14 protein-coding genes are annotated in these 22,464 nt (G+C 68.8%); 12 read left to right on the forward strand and 2 right to left on the reverse strand.

The genetic code is table 11. From position 1 onward, the window contains the following. Positions 1 to 151: 151 nt before the first annotated feature. From OHB49_RS36655 to OHB49_RS36700, 10 genes are all read left to right on the forward strand, one after another. Positions 152 to 1,399 (forward strand): extracellular solute-binding protein, encoded by a 1,248-nt coding sequence (locus OHB49_RS36655; protein WP_329165191.1) that lies wholly within the window; start codon positions 152 to 154, stop codon positions 1,397 to 1,399. Between the two features lie 2 nt (positions 1,400 to 1,401). Then, positions 1,402 to 2,331 (forward strand): carbohydrate ABC transporter permease, encoded by a 930-nt coding sequence (locus OHB49_RS36660; protein WP_030975802.1) that lies wholly within the window; start codon positions 1,402 to 1,404, stop codon positions 2,329 to 2,331. Positions 2,332 to 2,335: 4 nt separating this feature from the next. Continuing rightward, positions 2,336 to 3,229: a carbohydrate ABC transporter permease gene (locus OHB49_RS36665; RefSeq protein WP_030975803.1), complete on the forward strand. Its 894-nt coding sequence runs from the start codon at positions 2,336 to 2,338 to the stop codon at positions 3,227 to 3,229. A gap of 52 nt (positions 3,230 to 3,281) precedes the next feature. Then, positions 3,282 to 5,672, forward strand: coding sequence for a glycoside hydrolase family 3 N-terminal domain-containing protein (locus OHB49_RS36670; protein ID WP_329165192.1), 2,391 nt, complete (start codon positions 3,282 to 3,284; stop codon positions 5,670 to 5,672). A 95-nt stretch (positions 5,673 to 5,767) separates the two neighbouring features. Then, positions 5,768 to 6,868: an endo-1,4-beta-xylanase gene (locus OHB49_RS36675; RefSeq protein ID WP_329165193.1), complete on the forward strand. Its 1,101-nt coding sequence runs from the start codon at positions 5,768 to 5,770 to the stop codon at positions 6,866 to 6,868. Between the two features lie 37 nt (positions 6,869 to 6,905). Next, positions 6,906 to 8,174 (forward strand): glucarate dehydratase family protein, encoded by a 1,269-nt coding sequence (locus tag OHB49_RS36680; RefSeq protein WP_329165194.1) that lies wholly within the window; start codon positions 6,906 to 6,908, stop codon positions 8,172 to 8,174. Positions 8,175 to 8,235: 61 nt separating this feature from the next. Then, positions 8,236 to 9,771 carry a sodium:solute symporter family protein gene (locus OHB49_RS36685; protein ID WP_329165195.1) on the forward strand — a complete coding sequence of 512 codons (1,536 nt, stop codon included), beginning with the start codon at positions 8,236 to 8,238 and terminating at the stop codon, positions 9,769 to 9,771. Between the two features lie 94 nt (positions 9,772 to 9,865). Beyond that, positions 9,866 to 13,048, forward strand: coding sequence for a glycosyl hydrolase 115 family protein (locus tag OHB49_RS36690; RefSeq protein WP_329165196.1), 3,183 nt, complete (start codon positions 9,866 to 9,868; stop codon positions 13,046 to 13,048). Positions 13,049 to 13,076: 28 nt separating this feature from the next. Continuing rightward, entirely contained in the window at positions 13,077 to 13,457 is a 381-nt protein-coding gene (locus OHB49_RS36695; protein WP_329165197.1) for a hypothetical protein, read from the forward strand. A 155-nt stretch (positions 13,458 to 13,612) separates the two neighbouring features. After that, positions 13,613 to 14,710, forward strand: a complete 1,098-nt coding sequence (locus tag OHB49_RS36700; protein WP_329165198.1) for an NADH:flavin oxidoreductase/NADH oxidase — start codon at positions 13,613 to 13,615, stop codon at positions 14,708 to 14,710. Between the two features lie 95 nt (positions 14,711 to 14,805). Here the strand turns inward: OHB49_RS36700 and OHB49_RS36705 are convergent, their stop codons facing one another. Next, a complete protein-coding gene (locus tag OHB49_RS36705) occupies positions 14,806 to 15,426 on the reverse strand; it encodes a DinB family protein (RefSeq protein WP_030975811.1) in 621 nt (206 codons plus the stop codon). 29 nt (positions 15,427 to 15,455) lie between these two features. Between OHB49_RS36705 and OHB49_RS36710 the strand changes: the two genes are divergently transcribed. Beyond that, positions 15,456 to 16,070 carry a glycoside hydrolase domain-containing protein gene (locus tag OHB49_RS36710; protein ID WP_443079600.1) on the forward strand — a complete coding sequence of 205 codons (615 nt, stop codon included), beginning with the start codon at positions 15,456 to 15,458 and terminating at the stop codon, positions 16,068 to 16,070. Positions 16,071 to 16,308: 238 nt separating this feature from the next. Continuing rightward, entirely contained in the window at positions 16,309 to 19,563 is a 3,255-nt protein-coding gene (locus OHB49_RS36715) for a LamG-like jellyroll fold domain-containing protein (RefSeq protein ID WP_329166758.1), read from the forward strand. Positions 19,564 to 19,639: 76 nt separating this feature from the next. Here OHB49_RS36715 and OHB49_RS36720 read toward each other — a convergent pair whose 3' ends face one another. Beyond that, complete coding sequence (locus OHB49_RS36720; protein ID WP_329165200.1) at positions 19,640 to 22,090, reverse strand: RICIN domain-containing protein; 2,451 nt, start codon at positions 22,088 to 22,090, stop codon at positions 19,640 to 19,642. Positions 22,091 to 22,464: the final 374 nt, after the last annotated feature.

Here is a 22,464-nt window from a genome sequence, read left to right on the forward strand (position 1 = left end):
CGCAAACCTCTTGACGTGCCCGAAACACGACCGTACGGTTCCGGCAACATTCGAAAGACACCCCGAAACATTCGACAGAGGTGCGGTCATGCGGTCGGGCATATTCACTCAGGGCACGCGTACGGCGAGATGGACCGCAGCGGGTGCGGCCATGGTAATGGCCGGTCTGCTGGCGGGTTGCGGTACGAGCGGGGGCAGCGGTAGCGACGGCGGAACCATCACCGCGTACGTCTACGGCGATGACGCGGTCAAGGTTCAGCAGGCCGCGGTCACGAAGTTCAACAAGACCTCGAAGGTCAAGGTCAAGCTGGTGTCGGTGCCCGGCACCGACTACGTGAACAAGCTCCGCAGCGCGATGGGCTCGCCGAGCGCTCCGGACGTGTTCTTCAACTGGGGCGGCGGCTCGATCAAGCCGTACGTCGACGCGAAGCAGCTGGTCGACCTCACGTCGACGGTCAACAGCACCCCTGAGCTCAAGGACGGATTCCTTCCGTCGATCATGACGGCGGGCGGCCTCGACGGGAAGATCTACGGGGTGCCGATGCGCGGCATGCAGCCCGTGATGCTCTTCTACAACAAGTCGCTCTTCGCCGAGAACAAGCTCGAGGCCCCCAAGACCTGGGAGGACCTGCAGAACGCCATCACCACATTCAAGGCCAAGGGCATCACGCCCTTCGCTCTCGGCGGCGCCGACAAGTGGCCCGAGCTGATGTGGATGGAGTACCTGCTCGACCGGATCGGCGGACCCGAGGTCTTCCAGAAGATCCAGAACGGCGACACCTCCGGCTGGGGCGACCCGGCGGTGCTGAAGGCGGCCCAGACCGTCAAGGAGCTCGTCGACCAGGGTGCCTTCGGCAAGAACTTCAACTCCGTCGACTACGGCAACGGTGGCGCGCCCACGCTCCTCAACAAGGGCAAGGCCGCCATGCACCTCATGGGCTCGTGGGAGTACTCGACCCAGCTGGGCAAGGCGCCGGAGTTCGCCAAGAAGGACCTCGGCTGGACCGCCTTCCCGACCGTGGCCGGCGGCGTCGGCGACGCGGCGGACGTGGTGGGCAACCCGACCAACTACTGGTCGATCAACGCGCGCACCAAGCACAAGGACGCCGCGATCGCCTTCCTGAAGACGATGGCCTCGCAGGATTACGCCAAGGCCCTGGTCGACAACGGTGACATCCCCACCACGTCCAACGCGGCCTCGATGCTCAGCACGTCGCCCAACCCGCAGTTTGCCAACGACCAGTACAGCCTGGTCCAGAAGGCGCCCAGCTTCACGCTCTCGTGGGACCAGGCACTGGAGTCCAAGTACGCCACCCCGCTGCTCACCGAGATCAGCAAGCTGTTCGCCGGCAAGTCCACCCCTGAGCAGTTCGTCACAGCGATGAAGGCCGTCAAGTAAGCATGTCCCACCACACTCCGCACGTGAAGACGCGTGGGGGCAGGAAGACGGCCGTCGGCAACGTCGGCCGTCCTCCGGTCAGCTGGGCACTGCCCGGCATCCTCTTCTTCGCCGTCTTCGCGATCGTCCCGCTGGCGATCGCCGTCTACCTCTCCTTCTGCCAGTGGGACGGGCTGAACTCCCCGACCCCGGCGGGCCTGGACAACTGGACCCGGCTGTTCAAGGACCCGGAATTCCGCCAGGCCGCCTGGCTGAGCCTTCTGCTGACCACCGTCAGCTGGGCCTTCCAGACCCCTGTGGCACTGCTCCTCGGGGTCTGGGCGGCGGGCCGGCAGCGCAGCAGGGCCGTGCTCTCCGCGGTCTTCTTCATCCCGCTGCTGCTCTCGACCACCGCCATCGCCATGCTCTTCCACGCCCTGCTGGACCCCAACTTCGGTGTGATCACGGAGATAGGGCCCTGGTTCGGGATCGACCCGAACATCATGGGATCCTCCACCGGCGCCCTGCTCACCGTGGCGTTCGTCGGCGGCTGGCAGTTCATGCCGTTCCACACCCTGATCTACCAGGGCGGCGCCCGCCAGATACCCGAGGTGCTGTACCAGGCGGCCGAAATGGATGGCGCCGGCATGTTCCGGCAGTTCTTCCACATCACTCTGCCGCAGCTGCGCCACACCATCACGACCTCGTCGGTTCTGATGATCGTCGGCTCGCTGACGTACTTCGACACCGTGCTGATCATGACCAAGGGCGGTCCCGGCACGGACACCACGGTCCTGCCGTACCTGATGTACCGGACCGGTTTCCAGACCTACGACCTCGGCTATGCCGCGGCTATCGCCACGGCCCTGGTCGTGGTGGCCACCGCCCTGTCGCTGATCCTGGTCCGCTTCAGCGGTTTCGGGAACATGCGGTCCACCCGGGAAGGTATGTGACGAGATGTCAATCGACACCCGCCCCGAGGCGCCGGCCATGTCGCCCGCGATCCGGCGCCGTGGGGCCGCCGCCCGCCGCCGCAAGAGCTGGGGCAACCCACTCGCCGGTCTGGGCTCGCTGGTCTGGCTCATCATCGTGGTCGTACCGCTCTACACGCTGATCTCCTCGTCGCTGATGCACCAGGACGAGGCGCTCAACGGGGACCCGCTGGCCTTCCCCACGCACCCGACGCTCGACAACTACAACACCGTGCTGAACAGCGGCTTCTCCACGATGCTCGTGAACACGGCGATCGTCGCCGCGTCCACCGTGGTCATCGTGCTGTTGCTCGCGGTGCCCGTCGCCTATGTGGCGGTGCGCACCCGCAGCCGGCTTTCCTCGCTCGCCTTCCGGACCTTCCTGCTCGGCGTGGCGATCCCGGCGCAAGCGGTGATCGTGCCGCTCTATCTGCTCATCGGCAAGATGGGGCTCTACGACACCCTGCCCGCGATCATCCTGCCGACCGCCGCTTTCGCGATGCCGGTGGCGGTACTCGTGCTCAGCGGCACCATGCGCGATGTCTCCGAGGAGATGTACGAGGCGATGGCGCTCGACGGCGCCTCGCCCCTGCGGATGCTGTGGCAGCTGGCGATCCCCATGTCCAAGGCCGGCATCAGCACGGTGGCCATCTACACGGCGCTCCAGGCGTGGAACGGCTTCCTCTTCCCGCTGATCCTGACGCAGTCCGAGGAGAACCGGGTGCTGACCCTCGGTCTCTTCAACTTCATGACCCAGTTCGGTGTCAACATCCCCGCCGTTCTGGCTGCGATCGTCCTCTCCGTCGTACCCATCTTCGCCGTCTACCTCGTGGCACGGAAGGCGCTGATCAACGGACTGATGGGGGTGGGCGGCAAGTAACGCACCCACGCCGCCCCGCACCACCGCACTCATGAGAGGAACCCCTGCCGCCATGGCAATCCCCCCTGCCCCGCATGCCCACCAGGCCTCCCGGCCCACCGCCGTCGACGGCCCGTGGCGCGACCCTTCACTCACCCCCGAGACACGGGTGGCCGACCTCGTCGCCCGGATGACGCTGGAGGAGAAGGCCGCGCAGCTGTACGGAGTCTGGGTGGGCGCCGACGTGGACGGTGACGGGGTCGCACCGCACCAGAACGACATGGTCGACCCGGTCGACTGGGACGAACTCACCACGCGCGGCCTCGGCCAGCTGACCAGGCCGTTCGGTACCGCCCCGGTGGACCCCGGCGTCGGCGCCGTCTCCCTGGCCCGCGCCCAGGAGCGGATCGCGGAGGCCGGCCGGTTCGGTATCCCGGCGCTCGCCCACGAGGAGTGCCTCGCGGGCTTCACCGCCTGGGGCGCCACCGCCTACCCCGTCCCGCTGTCCTGGGGAGCCGCCTGGAACCCGGAGCTGGTCACCGAGATGGCCCACCGCATCGGCCGCGACATGCGGTCGGTGGGCATCCACCAGGGGCTGGCACCCGTCCTCGACGTGGTGCGCGACCTGCGCTGGGGCCGGGTGGAGGAGACGATCGGCGAGGACCCGTACCTGGTCGCCACCATCGGCACCGCGTACGTCCGCGGCCTGGAATCAGCCGGGATCGTCGCCACTCTCAAGCACTTCGCCGGATACGCCGCCTCGGCGGGTGCCCGCAACCTCTCTCCGGTCCGGGCCGGTGCGCGCGAGATGGCCGACGTCGTCCTCCCGCCCTTCGAGATGGCACTGCGGGAAGGCGGCGCCCGCTCGGTGATGCACTCGTACGCCGAGATCGACGGTGTTCCCGCGGCGGCCGACCCGGCGCTGCTCACCGAACTGCTCAGGGACACCTGGGGGTTCGACGGCACTGTCGTCGCCGACTACTTCGGCATCGGCTTCCTGGAGACACTGCACAAGGTCGCCGCGGACCGCGGCGACGCCGCCCGCCTCGCGCTGACCGCCGGGGTCGACGTGGAACTGCCCACCGTCCGCAGCTACGGCGATGAGCTCGTCGCCGCCGTACGGAACGGCTCCGTGGCCGAGGAGCTGGTCGACCGGGCGCTGAACCGGGTCCTGCTGCAGAAGTGCGAACTCGGACTGCTCGACCCGGAATGGTCGCCGCTGCCTGCCGCGTTGATCGGGGCCGACCCCGAGCAGGCGCGTGCCACGGTGGACCTCGACCCGCCGGAGAACCGGGCACTCGCCCGGCAACTGGCCGAGCAGGCCGTCGTGCTGCTCGCCAACCCCGGCGACGCCCTGCCGTTGCGCGGCGACGGCCGGATCGCGGTCGTCGGGCCGCGGGCCGACGACGCGCTGGCCATGCTCGGTTGCTACTCCTTCCCCAGCCACGTCGGGGTCTCGCACCCCGAGGTGCCGATGGGGATCGACATTCCGACCGTGCTCGAAGCGCTGCGGGGGGAGTTCCCCGGCGCGGACATCGGCTCGGCGGCCGGCTGCGACGTGGACGGCACGGACACCTCCGGCATCGAGGCGGCGGCCGAACTCGCCCGCCGCAGCGACGTGTGCGTCGCCGTGCTCGGCGACCGGGCCGGGCTGTTCGGCCGCGGCACCTCCGGTGAGGGCTGCGACGCCGCCGACCTCGCCCTGCCCGGTGTCCAGGGCGAGCTGCTCGACGCACTGCTGGCCACCGGAACCCCGGTGATCCTGGTGCTGCTGACGGGCCGTCCGTATGCGCTGGGCCGCTGGGCGGACCGGACGGCTGCCACCGTGCAGGCGTTCTTCCCCGGCGAGGAGGGCGGTCCGGCACTGGCTGGTGTGCTCTCCGGCCGGGTGAACCCCTCCGGCCGGCTGCCGGTCGGTGTCCCGCACGGCCCGGGCGGCCAGCCGTGGACGTATCTGCAACCGCCGCTGGGGCTGGCGAGCGGGGTCAGCAACCTGGACCCGACGCCGCTCTACCCCTTCGGACACGGTCTGTCGTACACCTCGTTCGAGTGGGACGCCGGCGCAGCTGCCCCGGCCGAGCTCCCCACCGACGGCTCCACCGACATCGAACTCACCGTCCGCAACAGCGGGGACCGCGAAGGCGCCGAGGTGGTGCAGCTCTACGTGCACGACCCGGTCGCCCAGACCACCCGCCCGGAATCGCGGCTGATCGGGTACGCCCGGGTGCAGCTCGCCGCCGGGCAGGCCCGACGCGTGCGGTTCCACTTCCATGCCGATCTGGTGTCCTTCACCGGTATCGGCGGCCGGCGGATCGTCGAACCCGGCGATCTCGAACTGCGGCTCGCGACATCCAGCGCGGCCGACGACGTCAAGCAGACCGTGAAGCTGCGGCTCACCGGTCCCGAGCGCACGGTCGATCACCGGCGCCGCCTCGTCTGCGACACGTCGATCGAACTGATCTGAATCAGCCCCCACTTGAGGGCCCGGGCCTCCCCGCTCCAGCTGCGGGGAGGATCCCGAAACTTTCGACTCGGTACATTCCATCGAAGGGACATGTCATGCGCAAGGCAACTCAGGCTGCCGTCGTCGGCACCGCCGCCGCAGCCCTGCTGGTCTCCACGTTCACCGTCGCCGCCAGCGCCACCCCCGAGAACGCCGCCCACCACACCAAGCCGAAGAGCGACGCGGCGGCCAGGACCCTCGGCGCCCTCGGCAAGCGCGCCGACCTGCGGATCGGCACGGCGGTCGACATGTCGGCGCTCGCCTCCGACGCGGCCTACCGGGCCAAGGCCGCGGGGGAGTTCTCCTCGGTCACCCCGGAGAACGTCATGAAGTGGGAGGCCGTCGAGCCGCAGCGCGGCACGTACAACTGGGCCCCCGCCGACGAGTTGGTGGACTTCGCCAAGGAGAACGGCCAGCTGGTCCGGGGCCACACCCTGGTCTGGCACAGCCAGCTGCCCGCCTGGCTGAACAACGGCGACTTCACGGCCGATGAGCTGCGGGAGATCCTGCACAAGCACATCACCGACGAGGTGACCCACTTCAAGGGCAAGATCTGGCAGTGGGACGTCGTCAACGAGGCCTTCAACGACGACGGCACCATGCGCGACAGCATCTGGCTGCAGAAGCTCGGCCCCGGCTACATCGCCGACGCCTTCCGCTGGGCGCACCAGGCCGACCCCAAGGCCACGCTCTTCATCAACGACTACAACATCGAGGGCGTCAACGCGAAGAGCACCGCCCTCTACAAGCTCGTCACGCAGCTCCGCAAGGAGCACGTGCCGGTTCACGGCGTCGGCATCCAGGGACACCTGGACGTCCAGTACAGCGCCCCGCACGACATCGCCACCAACATGAAGCGCTTCGACGACCTCGGGCTGGAGACCGCGATCACCGAGGCCGACGTCCGCATCCCGATGCCCGCCGACAACACCGAGCTGGAGGCGCAGGCGGAGGCCTACGACGTACTGCTGCGGGGCTGCCTGCTGACCGAGCACTGCACCGACTTCACGGTGTGGGGCTTCACCGACAAGTACTCCTGGGTTCCCGGCGTCTTCACGGGTGAGGGCGCGGCGAACATCCTCGACGAGAACTACAAGGCCAAGGCCGCGTACAACGCGATGAGCCAGGACCTGACGCTGGCCGCGGGCAGGGACTGACAGTGCACATGATCAGCAGCACAGTGGAGGCAGTGCAGTGACGGGCGGCCTCCGGATCCACGCAGTGAAGATCACCCCGGTCGCCTTCCGTGACCCGGCGCTGCTCAACGCGGTCGGCGTGCACGAACCGTACGCCCTGCGTGCGATCGTCGAGGTGGACACCGGCGAAGGCCTCGTCGGCCTCGGCGAGACCTATGCCGACGAAGGTCATCTGCGCCGGCTGCGGGCGGCTGCGGACGCCCTCATCGGAATGGACGTGTACGCGCTCGGAGCCATGCACCGCAAGGTCGCCGAAGTCCTGGCCGCGGACAACGGAGTCGGTGGCTCCGGACTCACCGGGATGATCACCACCAGCAGCGCCGTGGACCGGGTGTTCTCCCCGTTCGAAGTGGCCTGTCTGGACCTACAGGGCAAGGCTGCCGGTCGCCCGGTCAGTGACCTGCTCGGCGGAGCGGTACGCGAATCCGTGCCGTTCAGCGCGTACCTGTTCTACAAGTGGGCGGCGCACCCGGGACAGGAGCCGGACGACTGGGGTGCGGCACTGGATCCGGATGCCATCGTCGCCCAGGCGCGCCGGATGATCTCCGAGTACGGCTTCACCGCGATCAAGCTCAAGGGCGGTGTCCGGCCGCCCGCGGAGGAGGTCGAGGCGGTCCTCGCACTGCGCGAGGCCTTCCCCGGCGTACCGCTGCGGCTCGATCCCAACGCCGCTTGGAGCGTGGAGACATCGGTCGAGGTGGCCCGCCGACTCGAGGGTGTCCTCGAGTACCTGGAGGACCCGACGCCCGAGCTGGACGGCATGGCGCAGGTGGCACGGCAGACGCCGATCCCGCTGGCCACCAACATGTGCGTGGTCGCGTTCGAGCATCTGGCGCCCGCGGTCGAGCAGGGGTCGGTCCAGGTCGTGCTCTCGGACCACCACTACTGGGGCGGCCTGCACCGCTCCAAGCTGCTGTCCGGCATCTGCGACAACTTCGCCATGGGGCTGTCCATGCACTCCAACTCGCATCTGGGGATCAGCCTGGCCGCGATGACCCATCTGGCGGCCGCCACGCCGAACCTCACCTACGCCTGTGACACCCACTGGCCGTGGAAGACCGAGGAAGTCGTGGAACCGGGCGTACTGACGTTCACCGACGGGTCAGTGCGGGTTCCGCAGGGGCCGGGGCTCGGCGTCGAACTCGACCACGACGCGCTCGCCCGCCTGCACGAGCAGTACCTCAAGTGCGGTCTGCGCAACCGGGACGACACCGGTTACATGCAGCGGATCGACCCCCACTACGAGAAGAAGACTCCGCGCTGGTGAGCGACGGCGGCCCAGGGCCGCTGCAGTACCTCCGCGCATCACAGCATTCGAAGGAGCATTCATGGCTTGGCTAGACTGGGCCGCCCTCGGCGGCTATTTCCTGGTGATGCTGCTCATCGGCCTCTGGTCGCACCGCCGCGTCGGTGATGTGAGCGACTACTTCACCGGTGGCGGCCGGATGCCCTGGTGGCTGTCCGGCATCTCCCACCACATGTCCGGTTACAGCGCCGCCGTGTTCGTCGCCTACGCGGCCATCGCGTACAGCTACGGCATCACGGTCTACATATGGGCGTTCCTGCCGCTCGCCTTCGGCACCGCCGTGGGTGCCTGGTTGTTCGCGCCGCGCTGGAACCGGCTGAGGCAGCGATACGCGGTCGCCTCGCCGCTCGAATATCTGGCCAAGCGCTACAACGTGCCCACCCAGCAGGCGCTCGCCTGGAGCGGCGCTCTGCTCAAGGTGTTCGACGTGGCCGCCAAGTGGGCGTCCGTCGCCGTGCTGCTCAATGTGTTCACCGGCATGTCGATGACGGCCGGCATCCTGATCACCGGCGTGGTCACCCTGCTCTACTGCACGGTGGGCGGGCTCTGGGCCGATGCGCTCACCGACTTCGGGCAGTTCGTCATCCAGGGCATCGCGGCGCTCGCCATGGTCTGGGTGGTGCTGGACCGTCTGGGCGACGGCATCTCCGGTCTCGGCACGATCTGGCACAAGCTGCCCGAGGGACACGGCCACCCGCTGGTCGGCCCCTACACCGCCACCTTCCTCGGTGCGTACGTCGTCGTGAAGCTCTTCGAGTACAACGGCGGCATGTGGAACCTGGCCCAGCGCTACATGGCCACGGACACCCCGCAGGCCGCCCGCCGTTCGGCCGGGCTCTCCGCGCTGCTGTACGTGATCTGGCCCGCGGTCCTGCTGTTCCCGCCCGTCGCCGCGGCCGTGCTGCTGCCGGACATCACCGACCCGCAGAAGGTCTACGCACTGATGGCGGAGTCGTACCTGCCGGCCGGACTGGTGGGTCTGACGCTCGCCGGGATGTTCTCGCACACCATGGCCATGGCCTCGTCGGACGCCAACGCCGTCTCCGCGGTGGTCACCCGGGACATCATCCCGGCGGTCGTGCGCCGCGCCAAGGAACTGCCGCCTGCGACCGGACTGTTCATCGCCCGCGTGTGCACGGTCGTGTTCATCACCGTGAGCATGCTCGTCGCCATCGAGGCGGATCACTTCGGCGGGGTGCTGGGCATCATCGTCGGTCTGGTCGCGGCCGTGATGGGGCCGATCTCCATCCCCATGCTGCTGGGACTGCTGCCACTCTTCCGCAAGTGCGGGCCGCGCGCCGCCCTGTCCTCCTGGGCGCTGGGGCTGCTGGGCTACGTCCTGGTGAAGTTCGTGCTGGAGAGCACGGATCAGACCGTCATCATCGTCACGCCGCTGGTGACCTCGCTGGTGGTGTACGTGGTGGTCGGCCTGCTCAGCCCGGAGCCCGACGCGACGGCCGACGCGATCGTGGCCGCGGTGTCGCCCGCCCCTGACGGCGACAACGAACCGGTGGCTGTCGCGGTGCCGCAGGCCGCCGTTCCCGGTGCCTCGGACTGACGCGGCTCCGGACCCGGTACCCCCTACCCGACAACTCGTCAACGTGCACACCCGTCCAATTTGTCATGAGTGTGAACAAAACTGGGAGAGCAGTATGGACAAGCACTTCCCGCAACATGCGAGCCGCAGATCGATTCTGGGGCTCGGCCTGGGGCTCACCGCCCTGACAGCAACACCTCTCGGCTCGCTGCTCGGTCTCTCGTCGGAGGCCCTGGCCGCCGCACCGGGCGCGGCCGGACTGCCGACCGACCCCGGCGCGTACATCTCCTTCACGCCCCGCTCCGGCAGCTTCCCGCTCTTCAGGGCGGGCACAGCGGCCCCCGTCCTGGTCAGCGACCGGGACCACGCGGGTGTCGTCCGGGTGGCCGGTGACCTCCAGGCCGACATCGAGCGCGTCACCGGTGTCCGCCCCGTTCTCTCGCGGGGTGCGACACCGAAGGGCCGCGAGATCGTCATCGTCGGAACCATCGGCCGCAGCCCTCTGATCGACGGGCTGATCGCTGCGGGCAAGCTCAACGTCTCCGGTATCAAGGGCAAGTGGGAGACCAGCCTCCAGACCGTCGTCGAGAAGCCGCTGCCCGGCGTGGACCGCGCCTTCGTGATCGCGGGCAGCGACCAGCGCGGCACGATCTACGGTACGTACGACGTCTCCCGGGGGATCGGCGTATCGCCCTGGTACTGGTGGGACGACGTCACCCCCGTACACCGGGACGGTCTGTACGTCCTGCCCGGCCGCCACACCCAGGGCACCCCGGCCGTGAAGTACCGCGGGTTCTTCATCAACGACGAGAACCCGGCGCTCGGCACGTGGGCACCGGCGTTCTTCGGCCCCGGCAAGGCCCCCGGCTTCGAGGGCGGCTTCAACGCCGACTTCTACGCCAAGATCTTCGAAGTGATGCTGCGCCTCAAGGCCAACTACCTCTGGCCGGCTGTCTGGGGCCGCGCGTTCGCCGAGGACGACCCGAAGAACCACGCCACCGCGAAGGCGTACGGGGTCGTCATGGGCACCTCGCACGAGGCGCCGATGATGCGCGGTATCGAGGAGTGGAACCGGCACGCCGTCGCCGCCGTCCGGGACGGCGCCGGCAACATCACTACCCCCGGACACGACCCCTACGGCGGCACCGGCGAGTGGTCGTTCCGGCGCAACGCCGAGGCGATCAAGGCGTACTGGGCCGACGGCATCCGCCGGATGAAGGACGAGGACTTCGAGGGCGTCGTCACCCTCGGCATGCGCGGCAACGGCGATGTCAGCCTGCCGGACGGCGACGGCATCGAGCTGATGACCGAGATCATCGCCACCCAGCGGCAGATCCTGGCCGAGGTCTCCGGCAAGGACGTCACCACGATTCCGCAGGTGTGGACCCTCTACAAGGAGGTCCAGCACTACTGGGACCGCGGCTTGCGGGTGCCCGACGACGTCACCGTCGTCCTCACCGACGACAACTGGGCCAACATCCGTAAGCTCCCCGACCTCAAGAACGATGCGCGCGAGGGTGGTTACGGCCTCTACTACCACTTCGACTACGTCGGGGTGGGCCGCAACTACAAGTGGGTGGACACCGCTTCGCTGCCGAACATGTGGGACCAGCTCCACCAGTCCGTCGCCTACGGGAACCACGGCCTCTGGGTCACCAACGTCGGCGACCTCAAGGGCAACGAACTGCCCACGCAGTTCTTCCTGGAGTACGCCTGGAACCCCGACCGCTGGACTCTCGACCGGCTGCCGGAGTGGGAGGAGCAGTACGCCCGGCAGAACTTCGGCGAGCAGCAGGCCGAGGACATCGCCGAGGTGCTCCGCAGGTACGCGCAACTGCAGTCCCGGCGCAAGCCCGAACTGCTCAACCGCAAGATCACCCTCGACCCGGCCAAGGACCCCGCCAAGGACGCGTCGGCGATCATCTACGACGACCAGGCCACTCCGTTCAGCCTGACCGACTACCGCGAGATGGAGCGCGTCACCGAGGAGTGGCAGCGGCTCGGTGCCGACGCCGAACGGATCAGCCGCAAGCTGCCCGCCTCCGTCCAGGACGCCTGGTACGAACTGGTCGGATACGAGGTGCAGGCCACCGCCAACCTCTACGCCCTGCGTGAGGCCGAGTTCAAGAACCTGCACTACGCGGCGCAGGGCCGGGCCCTCACCAACGATCTGGCGGCCGCCGCCGAGGCCCGACTCGCCGACGACCTGGCGCTGGCGGACCGCTTCAACACGAAGGTCGCCGACGGGAAGTGGCAGGGGTTCCAGACCCAGCCGCACATCGACTACGGCGATGTGGCCCGTTACGGGCCGAACGCCCCCTGGCAGCAGCCCGAGCTCAACAACGTCGCCATCAAGGACGTGCTGTTCCCCGCGGTCAAGCGCATCGACCTCCCGGCCGGCGCCGAGATGGGCGTGGCCGTCGACGGCTCGGACAAGTGGTGGCCCGAGGAGAGCACCCCGGCCGTGCTGCCGGCCTTCAGCCCGTACCAGAGCCAGGCAGCGCAGTACATCGAGGTGTTCAACCGGGGCGCCGCCCCGTTCGACTACCGGATCCGGACAGGGGCTTCCTGGCTCGTCGCCGACCGCGTCAGGGGCCGGGTCGACAAGCAGGACCGGATCACCTTCCGCGTCGACTGGTCACGGGCGCCCAAGGGTGTCACGGAGGTACCGATCACGGTCAGCGGTCCGGACGGCCGCCAGGTCGTCGTCCAGGCCGTGATCGACCACCCCAAGGAGCGGCGCTCGCAGCTCGAAGGGTTCGTCGAGGCCAACGGATACGTCTCCATCGAGGCGGACCACTACTCCCGTTCCGTCGGCGCCGGCGGAATCGCCTGGCAGCGCATCCCCGGTATCGGACGGACCGGCGCCGGCATGGAGCCCTTCCCGGTCACCGCCGCCCGCCAGAGTCCGGGCGGCGCCGGCCCGCGGCTGGAGTACCGGGTCAGCCTGTTCACCACCGGGCCGGTCACCGTGCACGCGTATCTGTCGCCCCGTAACAACGCGCTGGCGTCCGACGGCCTCACGTACGCCGTCTCCTTCGACGACGACGCGCCGCAGAGCGTGAACGTCACGGCGGTGACGGGATCCGACGACGGCACCATGAACGTCCAGTGGGCGCGCAACACCTCCGACAACGTCAACCGCACCAGTACGGTGCACCACATCGGCCGGGCCGGTGTGCATGTGCTGAAATTCTGGATGGTCGACCCGACGGTGGTGCTGCAGAACCTGGTGGTCGACACCGGCGGCCTCAAGCCCAGCTACCTGGGCCCGCAGGAGAGTCTCCGGCTGAAGTGAGCCATGGGACGGGCAGGGGAGCAGAGCGATGAAGAGTGAGATCGAGGACGCCGACGGACACGGTGCGATCCTGGGCGTGACCCCCGTTGGGGCGGGGGTCGAGGTCCGGGTGTCGGGTCCGGCGGGGGAGCTCTCACTGATCTGCACCCCTGCCCGGTCCCGGGAACTGGCTGCGGCTCTCGCCCGTGCGGCGGACGAGGTGGAGAGCGCGCAGTCGGCGGAGCCCGTCACCGTCACGGCGCAGGAGCTGCGCCGCGGTGACGTACGGGACGGCGACCGGGCCATGATGGTGGAAGCCGTCAGGGTCGACGGGGCCACCGCCTACGTCACCTGGAAGTCGGGCGCCGGGCGCAGCTGGACCCAGGGCTACGACGCGGACGTGGAGATCACGCTGCGGCGCCGCGCCTGAGTCGCGAACGGCTCGCGGACGAGGCCCTTCCCGGAGTCGGGGAGGGCCTCGTCCGCGTTGTCGCGTTGTACGAGAACCTTCGTAATTTGACGGCCGTCGTAGTACGGGAGGTATCGTACTAGTGATCCTGTCGTCCCGGCGAAACGGAGTCCGCCGTGAGTGTCCTGTTCGAGCCCTGCACCTTGAGGTCGCTTGTCATACCCAACCGGGTGTGGATGGCGCCCATGTGTCAGTACAGCGCGGAAGCGGTGGGGCCGAATGCAGGCGTCGCGACCGACTGGCACTTCGCCCACCTCGCGGCACGCGCCGTCGGCGGGACCGGTCTCATCCTCACCGAGGCGACGGCCGTCAGCCCTGAGGGCCGGATCAGCCCCGCCGACCTCGGTATCTGGAACGACACCCAGGTGGCCGCCCTCCGGCGGATCACCACTTTCATCAAGGGCCAAGGCTCCGTCGCCGGCATTCAGCTCGCCCACGCCGGCCGCAAGGCATCGACCGCTGCCCCCTGGCTGGGTGGAGGGCCCGTGGGACCGGACGAGCACGGCTGGCAGCCCGTCGCCCCCAGCCCGCTCCCGTTCGACGAGGGCCACCCCGTTCCGCACGAGCTGACCGTGGCCGAGATCCACGGCGTCGTCGACCAGTTCCGCGAAGCCGCTCGACGGGCGCTCGACGCGGGCTTCAAGGTCGCCGAGGTGCACGGAGCCCACGGGTATCTCGTCGGACAGTTCCTCTCCCCGCACAGCAACCGGCGCACGGACGAGTACGGCGGCAGCTTCGACAACCGCGTCCGGTTCGCCCTGCAGGTCGTCGACGCCGTACGCGAGGTATGGCCCGAGGACCTGCCCGTCTTCTTCCGGATCTCGGCCACGGACTGGCTCACCGAGAACGACGAGGACGACCGTGAGGGCTGGACCGTCGACGAGACGGTACGGCTGGCCAAGGAGCTGCAGGCCCACGGCGTCGACCTGCTGGACGTCTCCAGCGGCGGCAACGCTCCGAACGCCCGCATCACGCCGGGACCCGGATTCCAGGTCCCCTTCGCCGCCCGGGTGCGCGAGGAGACCTCGCTGCCCGTCGCGGCCGTGGGACTGATCACCGAGCCGCAGCAGGCGGAGAAGATCGTGGCCGACGGGCAGGCCGACGCCGTGCTCCTCGGGCGGGAGCTGCTGCGGAGCCCGTCATGGGCGCAGCACGCGGCGCGCGAACTGGGCGGCGAGGTCCACAAGCCCGCCCAGTACCTTCGAGCCGTCTGACACGACACCTTCGTGCCGTCCGACACGACGAGCCCCGGCCGGACATCCGGCCGGGGCTCGGTGCGTTGCGGGCGGCCGCAACGCAGGGCTCTGCGTCAGCCCCGGCGCGCGCGGAACAGGTCGCGGATCAGGGCGATCTCGGCCCCATGGTGCAGCAGTTCCTGATTGACCCACCAGACTGTTTCGATGAACGGATCCTCCGGGTCGCTGCCATGCGGGTACGTGCTGTGCCCCACGGTGTCGAGCGCCGCGTCGTCGGCGCCGAGCAGCGCCTCCCGCCAAGCGGTGGCGGCGGATTCGAAGGCCGCGATCGCCCCGGCGGCGTCCCCGGCGACCACGTAGTCGTCCCGCGTCAGGGTGTGGCTGCCGTTGGTGTGGTCGGCGCGGAGGGCAAGCAACTCGCTGAGGTGACTCAGCCGCCACGCCAGGGTGGTGAACGGCGGCGGTGTGGGGTGCGGCGGCTGCGCCGAGTCGCGGCCCCAGTCACCCGCGCCGACGAGAACGGTCGCTCCGGGCCCGGGCCCCGCCGCGCGCCGCCGGACCGACCAGCAGTCCGGCACCGGCTCCCAGAGGTACTCCTCGTCGGTCATCGACGCGACCTCGACGTCCGTGCCGTTGCCGCTGTCCATGACAGGGCCGGTCATACGGTCGGCGAGGCGCCCCCGCGCGAAGTCGAACTGCTGCAGCAGAGGGATCAGGCGTGGTGGTGTCGCCATCGGACGCTCCTGGAGTGGCTTTTCGGACTGTGCGACACCCACTCGGGGTCACACGCACGTCCGGACCATGTCACAGCCGGTTCGACACCGCGCTCCATTTTCTTGACGACCGGCGGCTCTCCTCGGCGCTACGGGTTCGCCGCCCCTCGGCACGGCGAACGGTCGCATGGCGGCTCACTGTCGAGGCGGGAGCATGGTCGTGGCCGCCCGCGGCACGCCGTTACAACGCCCTGGGGCAGCCGTGGAAGACGCAGGCGACGGTCCGTCAGATGCTCGACACCGTGTACGGTACGGGCCCCGGCGGCCTGCCCGGCAATGACGATCTGGGGACCATGTCCGCGTGGTACGTCTTTTCGGCGCTCGGGCTGTACCCGCAGACGCCGGGCAGCGCCACGATGCTGCTGGGCACCCCGCTCTTCCCGGACGCGCTGATCGGCCGCGCACACGGCAGGGACATCACGATCGGTGCCCCGGACGCCGATGCCGGCCATCCGTACGTCGACGCGGTCCGGGTCAACGGGCGTACCAGCGACCGGTCCTGGACGGATGCGAGCCTGGTCACCCGTGGCGGCACCCTCGCCTTCCGGTTGGCTGAAGCACCCAACTACAGCTGGGGCACGACAACTTCCGGACTGCCTCGTTAGGTGGCGTACCCATCGATTCCGGATCCCGGCGAGCGGGTCGCGCGGCCTGCTCGCCGGGGTGCCGGTCACCGTTTTCTATCGTTGAAAATTCTCTGTGCACGACCGTTGTTATGCGTTTGACGTTGTGGCTCAATGTTCGATTGTGTGCGTGCCTCGTTGTGTGCGAGGCACTTCAGCTCTCGACGAGGACGACGCCTTGAGACGACAACTGCCCCGCCCCCGAGTCCTGTTCAGATCGATGGCCTGTACGGCCGCGCTGCTGATTCCCCTCGGGGCCACTCTGGTCCCTGCCGCTGCGGCCGCCCCTGCTGCCACCGTCCCCGCGAGCGCCGCATCGACCGCCACCGCGAAGGCCTTCGCCGACGACGACCCGACCGCCGATGTGCACGGGCTGAAGGGCGAGTACTTCCGGATGTCCGCCCCGGGCGCCCGCGACTTCGCCGAGCTCGGTGGGGTCGCACTCGACCCGGAGATCAATTTTCCGGGTCTGACCGGGGCGTTCGAGTCCACTACGGGCAGGACGGAGAACACCACAGCCCGCTGGACCGGCAGCATCACAGCCCCCGAGACGGGTGACTACACCTTCGCCGCCAGCGGCGACAACGGCTTCAGGCTCTCCATCGACGGAAACGTCGTCATCGACCACTGGCTGCCGGACTGGGACAACGAGCAGACCAGCAAGCCCGTCTCGCTGACTGCGGGCGAGCCGCACCAGATCCGCCTGGAGATGTTCCAGGACACCGGCGGCGCCAACATGTTCCTGCGCTGGTCCAGTGCGAAGCTCAAGAAGCAGATCGTTCCCGAGTCCGCCTTCACGCCGCCGGCCGACTTCGAGGTCTACCCGGTCGCGCTGAGCGTTGCGGAGGACGGCAAGCGCCTGCAGGCGACCTTCGAGGACGAGGTCGAGAACGTCGGCTCCGTGCAGGACCACCTTGTCATCGAGGCCGACACCTCGCCCATGCCGGTGAAGTCCGTGGCCAAGGCGTCCAACAACTCCCACGCCGTGATCGTGGACCTGACCGCGCCCGTCCAGAAGGGCCAGCAGGTCCGGGTGGCGTACGACGGGAAGGGCGGGCTCCAGGCCGGCGACGAGACGGTTCCCCAGATCAGCCGCACGGCGAAGAACCTCTCCATGCACCGGCTGACCACGACCTGGGGCGACAAGCTCGACCGCAACCACCCGCTGCCCGAGTACCCCCGCCCGCAGCAGGTGCGTGACCGGTGGAAGAACCTCAACGGCCCGTGGGAGTTCGCCGGCGCCACCGCCGACGAGCAGCCGGTCTTCGGCAAGAAGCTCGGCGAGCGCATCACCGTGCCGTTCCCGGTCGAGTCGCAGCTCTCCGGACTCGAACGCCATGAAGACCACATGTTCTACCGCAAGCTCGTGACCGTTCCCAAGAGCTGGTCCGTCGGCAAGGGCAAGGACGGCAAGCGGCTGAAGCTCAACTTCGGCGCCGTCGACTACCGGTCGGTGGTCTGGGTCAACGGCACGAAGGTCGCCGAACACACCGGTGGCTACACCTCCTTCAGTGCCGACATCACCGACGCGATCAAGGGCAGAGGCCCGCAGGAGATCGTCGTCGCCGTCACCGACACCACCGGCCCCGACCAGCCGAAGGGGAAGCAGTCCAGCAACCCGGGCGGCATCGTCTACACCCCGTCCTCCGGAATCTGGCAGACGGTGTGGATGGAGCCGGTCGCCGCGGCCTCCGTGGACTCGCTGACCACGACGCCGGACATCGACAGGAGCACCCTCGCCCTGACCGTCAACGCCGCCGCCGCTTCGTCCGACGCCCGCGTCACGGCGGTCGCCCGCGACACGAAGGGCCGGGTCGTCGGCACGGTCAGCGGCCGGGCCAACACCCCGCTGAGCCTGCCCGTCAGCAAGCAGCACCTCTGGACCCCCGACGACCCGTACCTCTACGACCTCGACGTCACCCTGACGGACGGCCGTTCCAAGGACACCGTCGACAGCTACTTCGGGATGCGCTCCATCGGGATCGCGAAGGTGGGCGGCTACCAGAAGCTCGTTCTCAACGGGAAGCCGTTCTACTCGCTCGCCATGCTGGACCAGGGATTCTGGCCCGACGGTCTCTACACGCAGCCCAGCGACGCCGCGCTCACCTTCGACCTCAAGGCACAGAAGGACCTCGGCTTCAACGCCGTGCGCAAGCACATCAAGGTGGAATCCGCCCGCTGGTACTACCACGCCGACCAGCTCGGCCTGCTGGTCTGGCAGGACTTCGTCTCCAGCGACATCACCGGTGAGAAGGGCCAGCAGGCCTTCCTCTCCCAGGGCAAGCAGATGATGCAGCAACTACACAACTCGCCGTCGATCGGTGGCTGGATCGTCTTCAACGAGGGCTGGGGCGAGTGGGACCGCACCGAGACCGGCAAGATCGCCGAGTCCGTCAAGGCCGCCGACCCGTCCCGCGTCGTCAATGCCCACAGCGGTGTCAACTGCTGCTCATCGAAGGGTGACTCGGGCAAGGGCGACATCATCGACCATCACGACTACCTCAACCGTGAGGCGCCGTTCCCGGACGACCGTGCCGCGATGGACGGTGAGCACGGCGGCTTCACGCTCCGTACCCCCGGACACATGTGGCCGGGGGCGCCGGCCGCGATCTACAGCGGTGTGGCGGACAAGGACGCCCTGACGGCCAAGTACGTCGACAACACCCGTACGTACTACCTGGCGGCAGCCAACGCCGAGCTGTCCGGCTCGGTCTACACCCAGGTCAGCGACCTGGAGAACGAGCTCAACGGACTCTGGACCTACGACCGGCGTGAGATCAAGGTCGACCCGAAGAAGGTACGGCAGATCAACGAGCAGGTCATCGCCGCCGGTGCGGCCGCCGGACACCGCGACGAGGTGAAGGGCGGCGCCGGCTGGCCGCTCGATGAGGGCAGGGGCACGACCTCCGCCGACCTCGGCCCCAACCACAGTAGCCTCACGCTGAGCGAGGGCACCACCTGGACACCTGGTGTGCACGGTTCCGCGCTGAAGTTCAACGGTCAGGGACAGTACGCCCAGACCAGTGGTCCGGCCGTCGACACCACCGGGAACTACACGGTCTCGGCATGGGTGTCGCTGGACTCGCTCCCGGGCAACTACGCGACCGCCGTGAGCCAGGACGGCAGGCGGACCGAGAATCCGTTCTACCTCCAGTACGGGCAAGGGGCCTTCGCGTTCAGCACGCCGGGCGGCCACCGGGCGCGGCTGGAGATGAAGCCGGAGCTCGGCACCTGGTACCACCTCGTGGGTGTGCGCGACGGTGACGAGGTGAAGCTCTATCTCGACGGCAAGCTCGTGTCGACCACCGAGGCCGGTCCCGCCGACGTCAGCACCGGGCCGCTCTCCGTGGGGCGTGCCCAGTACGCGGCGGAGAAGGGCGACTTCTGGAACGGTTCCATCGACCAGGTGAGCGTGTTCGACAGGGCTCTCACCGCCGACGAGGTGAGCGCACTCCACGACAGCGAGCAGTCGTAGCACGACACAGGCCGGCCCGGCAGCGACAGAACACCGTCGCTGCCGGGCCGGCCGCTGTCGGGAGCGGTCCGTCAGGTCACGGAGCCAGCAGTTGCCAGAGGTGGTCGTCGGTGCCGCTGTCGCCGAATTGGACGACGTGGGCGCTGTCGGCGGTGGACATGTTGTCGACGCCGAGGACCTTGCCGGAGTTGCGGTTGCGGATGCGGTACCAGTCGTCGCCGTTGGGGACGAGTTGCCAGAGGTGGTCGTCGGTGCCGTTGTCGCTGAACTGGACGACGTGGGCGCTGTCGGCGGTGGACATGTTGTCGACGCCGAGGACCTTGCCGGAGTTGCGGTTGCGGATGCGGTACCAGTCGTCGCCGTTGGGGACGAGTTGCCAGAGGTGGTCGTCGGTGCCGTTGTCGCTGAACTGGACGACGTGGGCGCTGTCGGCGGTGGACATGTTGTCGACGCCGAGGACCTTGCCCGAGTGCAGGTTGCGGATGCGGAACCAGCCGTCGGACAGCCACCGGGGAGCGTCGGGTTCGGCCGTCGGGAACGCCGTGATGCGCAGCCGCGCCGCCCCCATGGGGACGAGCGTGACCTCCTCCACCGGCTCGGTGCTCAGCGCGGGGCTGTCCTGGAGCGGTGCCACGACATGCTCGCTGTCCGCGGTCCATTCAGGGATGCGGCGCGCGCGTGCGGTCATGGTCAGCGGCGTGCCTTCGAGGGTGAAGGGGTTGTCGCCGGGCGAGCGGCCGGTGGAGCGGTGCCGCAATGATGCGGACGGCTGCTGCTTGTCCAGTACGAGCCCGTAGTTCCAGGCGCCGGTGGCGTGCACCTCGTACTCCGGGAACTGTTCGGTGCCGCCGATGCGCCGGTACTCCTCCCCGATCCGGAGCGAGTACGTGAGCGGTCCGCGGTCGACGCTCACCGCGCCGTGGTTGTCCGCCCAGGTGCGCACGGTGGTGCGCTGGGGGAAGTGCAGGGTGACCTTGTCCCCGTCGGACCAAGTCCGCTCGATCCGGGTGAAGGCCGGGCCCGCCGGTGCGCCGACGCGACGCCCGTTGACCCTGATCTCGGGCTCGGAGCACCAGGCGGGAACCCTCAGCACCAGTGGGAACCGCAGGTGCTTCGGCGTCCTCACGGTCAGCGAGACCGTGTCCGTGAAGGGATAGCCGGTCTCCTCGGTGACGGTGACCTCCGTGCCGCCGGCGACCTTTGCCGTGACCTCGCACGCGGCGTACATGGCGGCGGCCAGACCCCCGTCCGGGGTGGCGAGCCAGAGCTCCTCGACGAAGTAGGGCCAGCCCATGCCGTAGTTGTGCGGGCAGCAGCGGTACTGGTCGACGCCCGGAAGATAGGCCTGCATGGCGAAGCCGTTCTGGAACTGCCGCCCGCTCTTGGGAACGTCGTCCAGATCGACGCTGTTCGCGCTGGTGATGTAGTGGATCGCCCGTCCCGACGGATCCAGCGACGCGGGCAGTGAGTTGAAGGCCAGCTCCTCGCAGCGGTCGGCCCAGAGCGGGTCGCCCGTGATCCTGGTCAGGAGCTGATGGCTGGCCATGAACTCCACGATGCCGCAGGTCTCGAACCCCTGCCGCGGATCGCGGTGGCCAGGGCGCGCGTTCTCGTCGCCGGCGAAGCCGCCGCCGGGGAACTGCCCGTACCGGTCCATGACCTTGCCGTACGTCCCGTACGTGGCCCGGGTGTCGTCGGATGAGCCACTGCGTAGCGCGTACTGGGCGGGTTCGCGGAAGCCCTGCGCGATGTTGACGTTGTGCAGGTTGACCAGATTGTCGCCCCAGTCGGCCCCGTTGGCATGGATCTTGTCGGCCAGGTCGAGCAGGAAGGTGTCCCCGGTGCGGTTGAAGAGCCAGAACACACTGTCCAGGCCGTCGCCCCAACGAAGTGCGATCCAACTCGTGTTGAACGCGCCCGGACCCTGGGCGTTCATATAGCGGAAGAACCTGCTGAGGAACGGGATGATGCGGCCGTCCCCGTTGTACTCCTGCCACGAGCGCAGCGCCTGTACGAGCGGGAGGAACGGCCAGAAGTCCGGGCCGCCGTTCAGTGAGGTACGCAGGGCCTTGGGACCGAAGAAGCCGTCGGGCTGCTGCGTGGTGAGGATCGCGTCGAACCAGCGGCGTACCGATGCCAGGGCCTTGGTATCACCGGTGACGATCGCGAGATCGGTGTACCCGCGCAGCCAGTACGGGACCTCCTCCCAGCCGCCCAGCTCGGGGCGGACCCAGCCGGTGGCGGTGAAGTCGAGGAAGTGCGAGAACTCCTCGTAGTGGCCGCACAACCCGTCGAGCTGGAGCCGGAGTTGGCCGGCCAGCCAGCCGCGTGCGGTGATCCGGCCCGGCGGGAGCTTGAGGAATGCCGTCGGATGCAGAGGAGCGGCGTTGGGGGAGTAGTGGCCTCCGTGGGCGGCTGCCACCCGGTTCTCGGCGGCGGTCGCGGTCGTGGCCCAGCGGCCGGTCGCGGTCGTGGCGGCCGCGGTGGCCAGTGCGCTGGTCATGAGCTGTCTGCGGTTCAGGGGCATAGGGGGAGCTCCTGTTCTGGCGGCTCGAGCGGGCAAGGGGACGGGTGATACGGCCATGACGAGCCGGTCCGGGACCGGCCGCCGTTTCCGCGCATGACAAGAACTGCGGTCGCGCCGGGCTCGGCTCGGACGTCAACTGCATTGCAACGTTGGAAACTTGGCGTTCGGCCGTATGACAGCACGCCGTTCGGAGGCTGTCCAGGGGTGTCACGCCATCGATTCGCCTCCCGCGGGCCGGTCTTGGGGAGTCGTGGGCGTGCGACGCCGACACATTTTGGAAACGCATCGACAACGCTCTTGCCGCCTGTGCCACACCGCCTATATAACGTTGTAAACCGAGCCGCCGACAGGCCGCGCAGGCTCTCACGACCGCA

It is taken from the genome of Streptomyces sp. NBC_01717 (genome assembly GCF_036248255.1).
GTDB lineage: Bacteria > Actinomycetota > Actinomycetes > Streptomycetales > Streptomycetaceae > Streptomyces.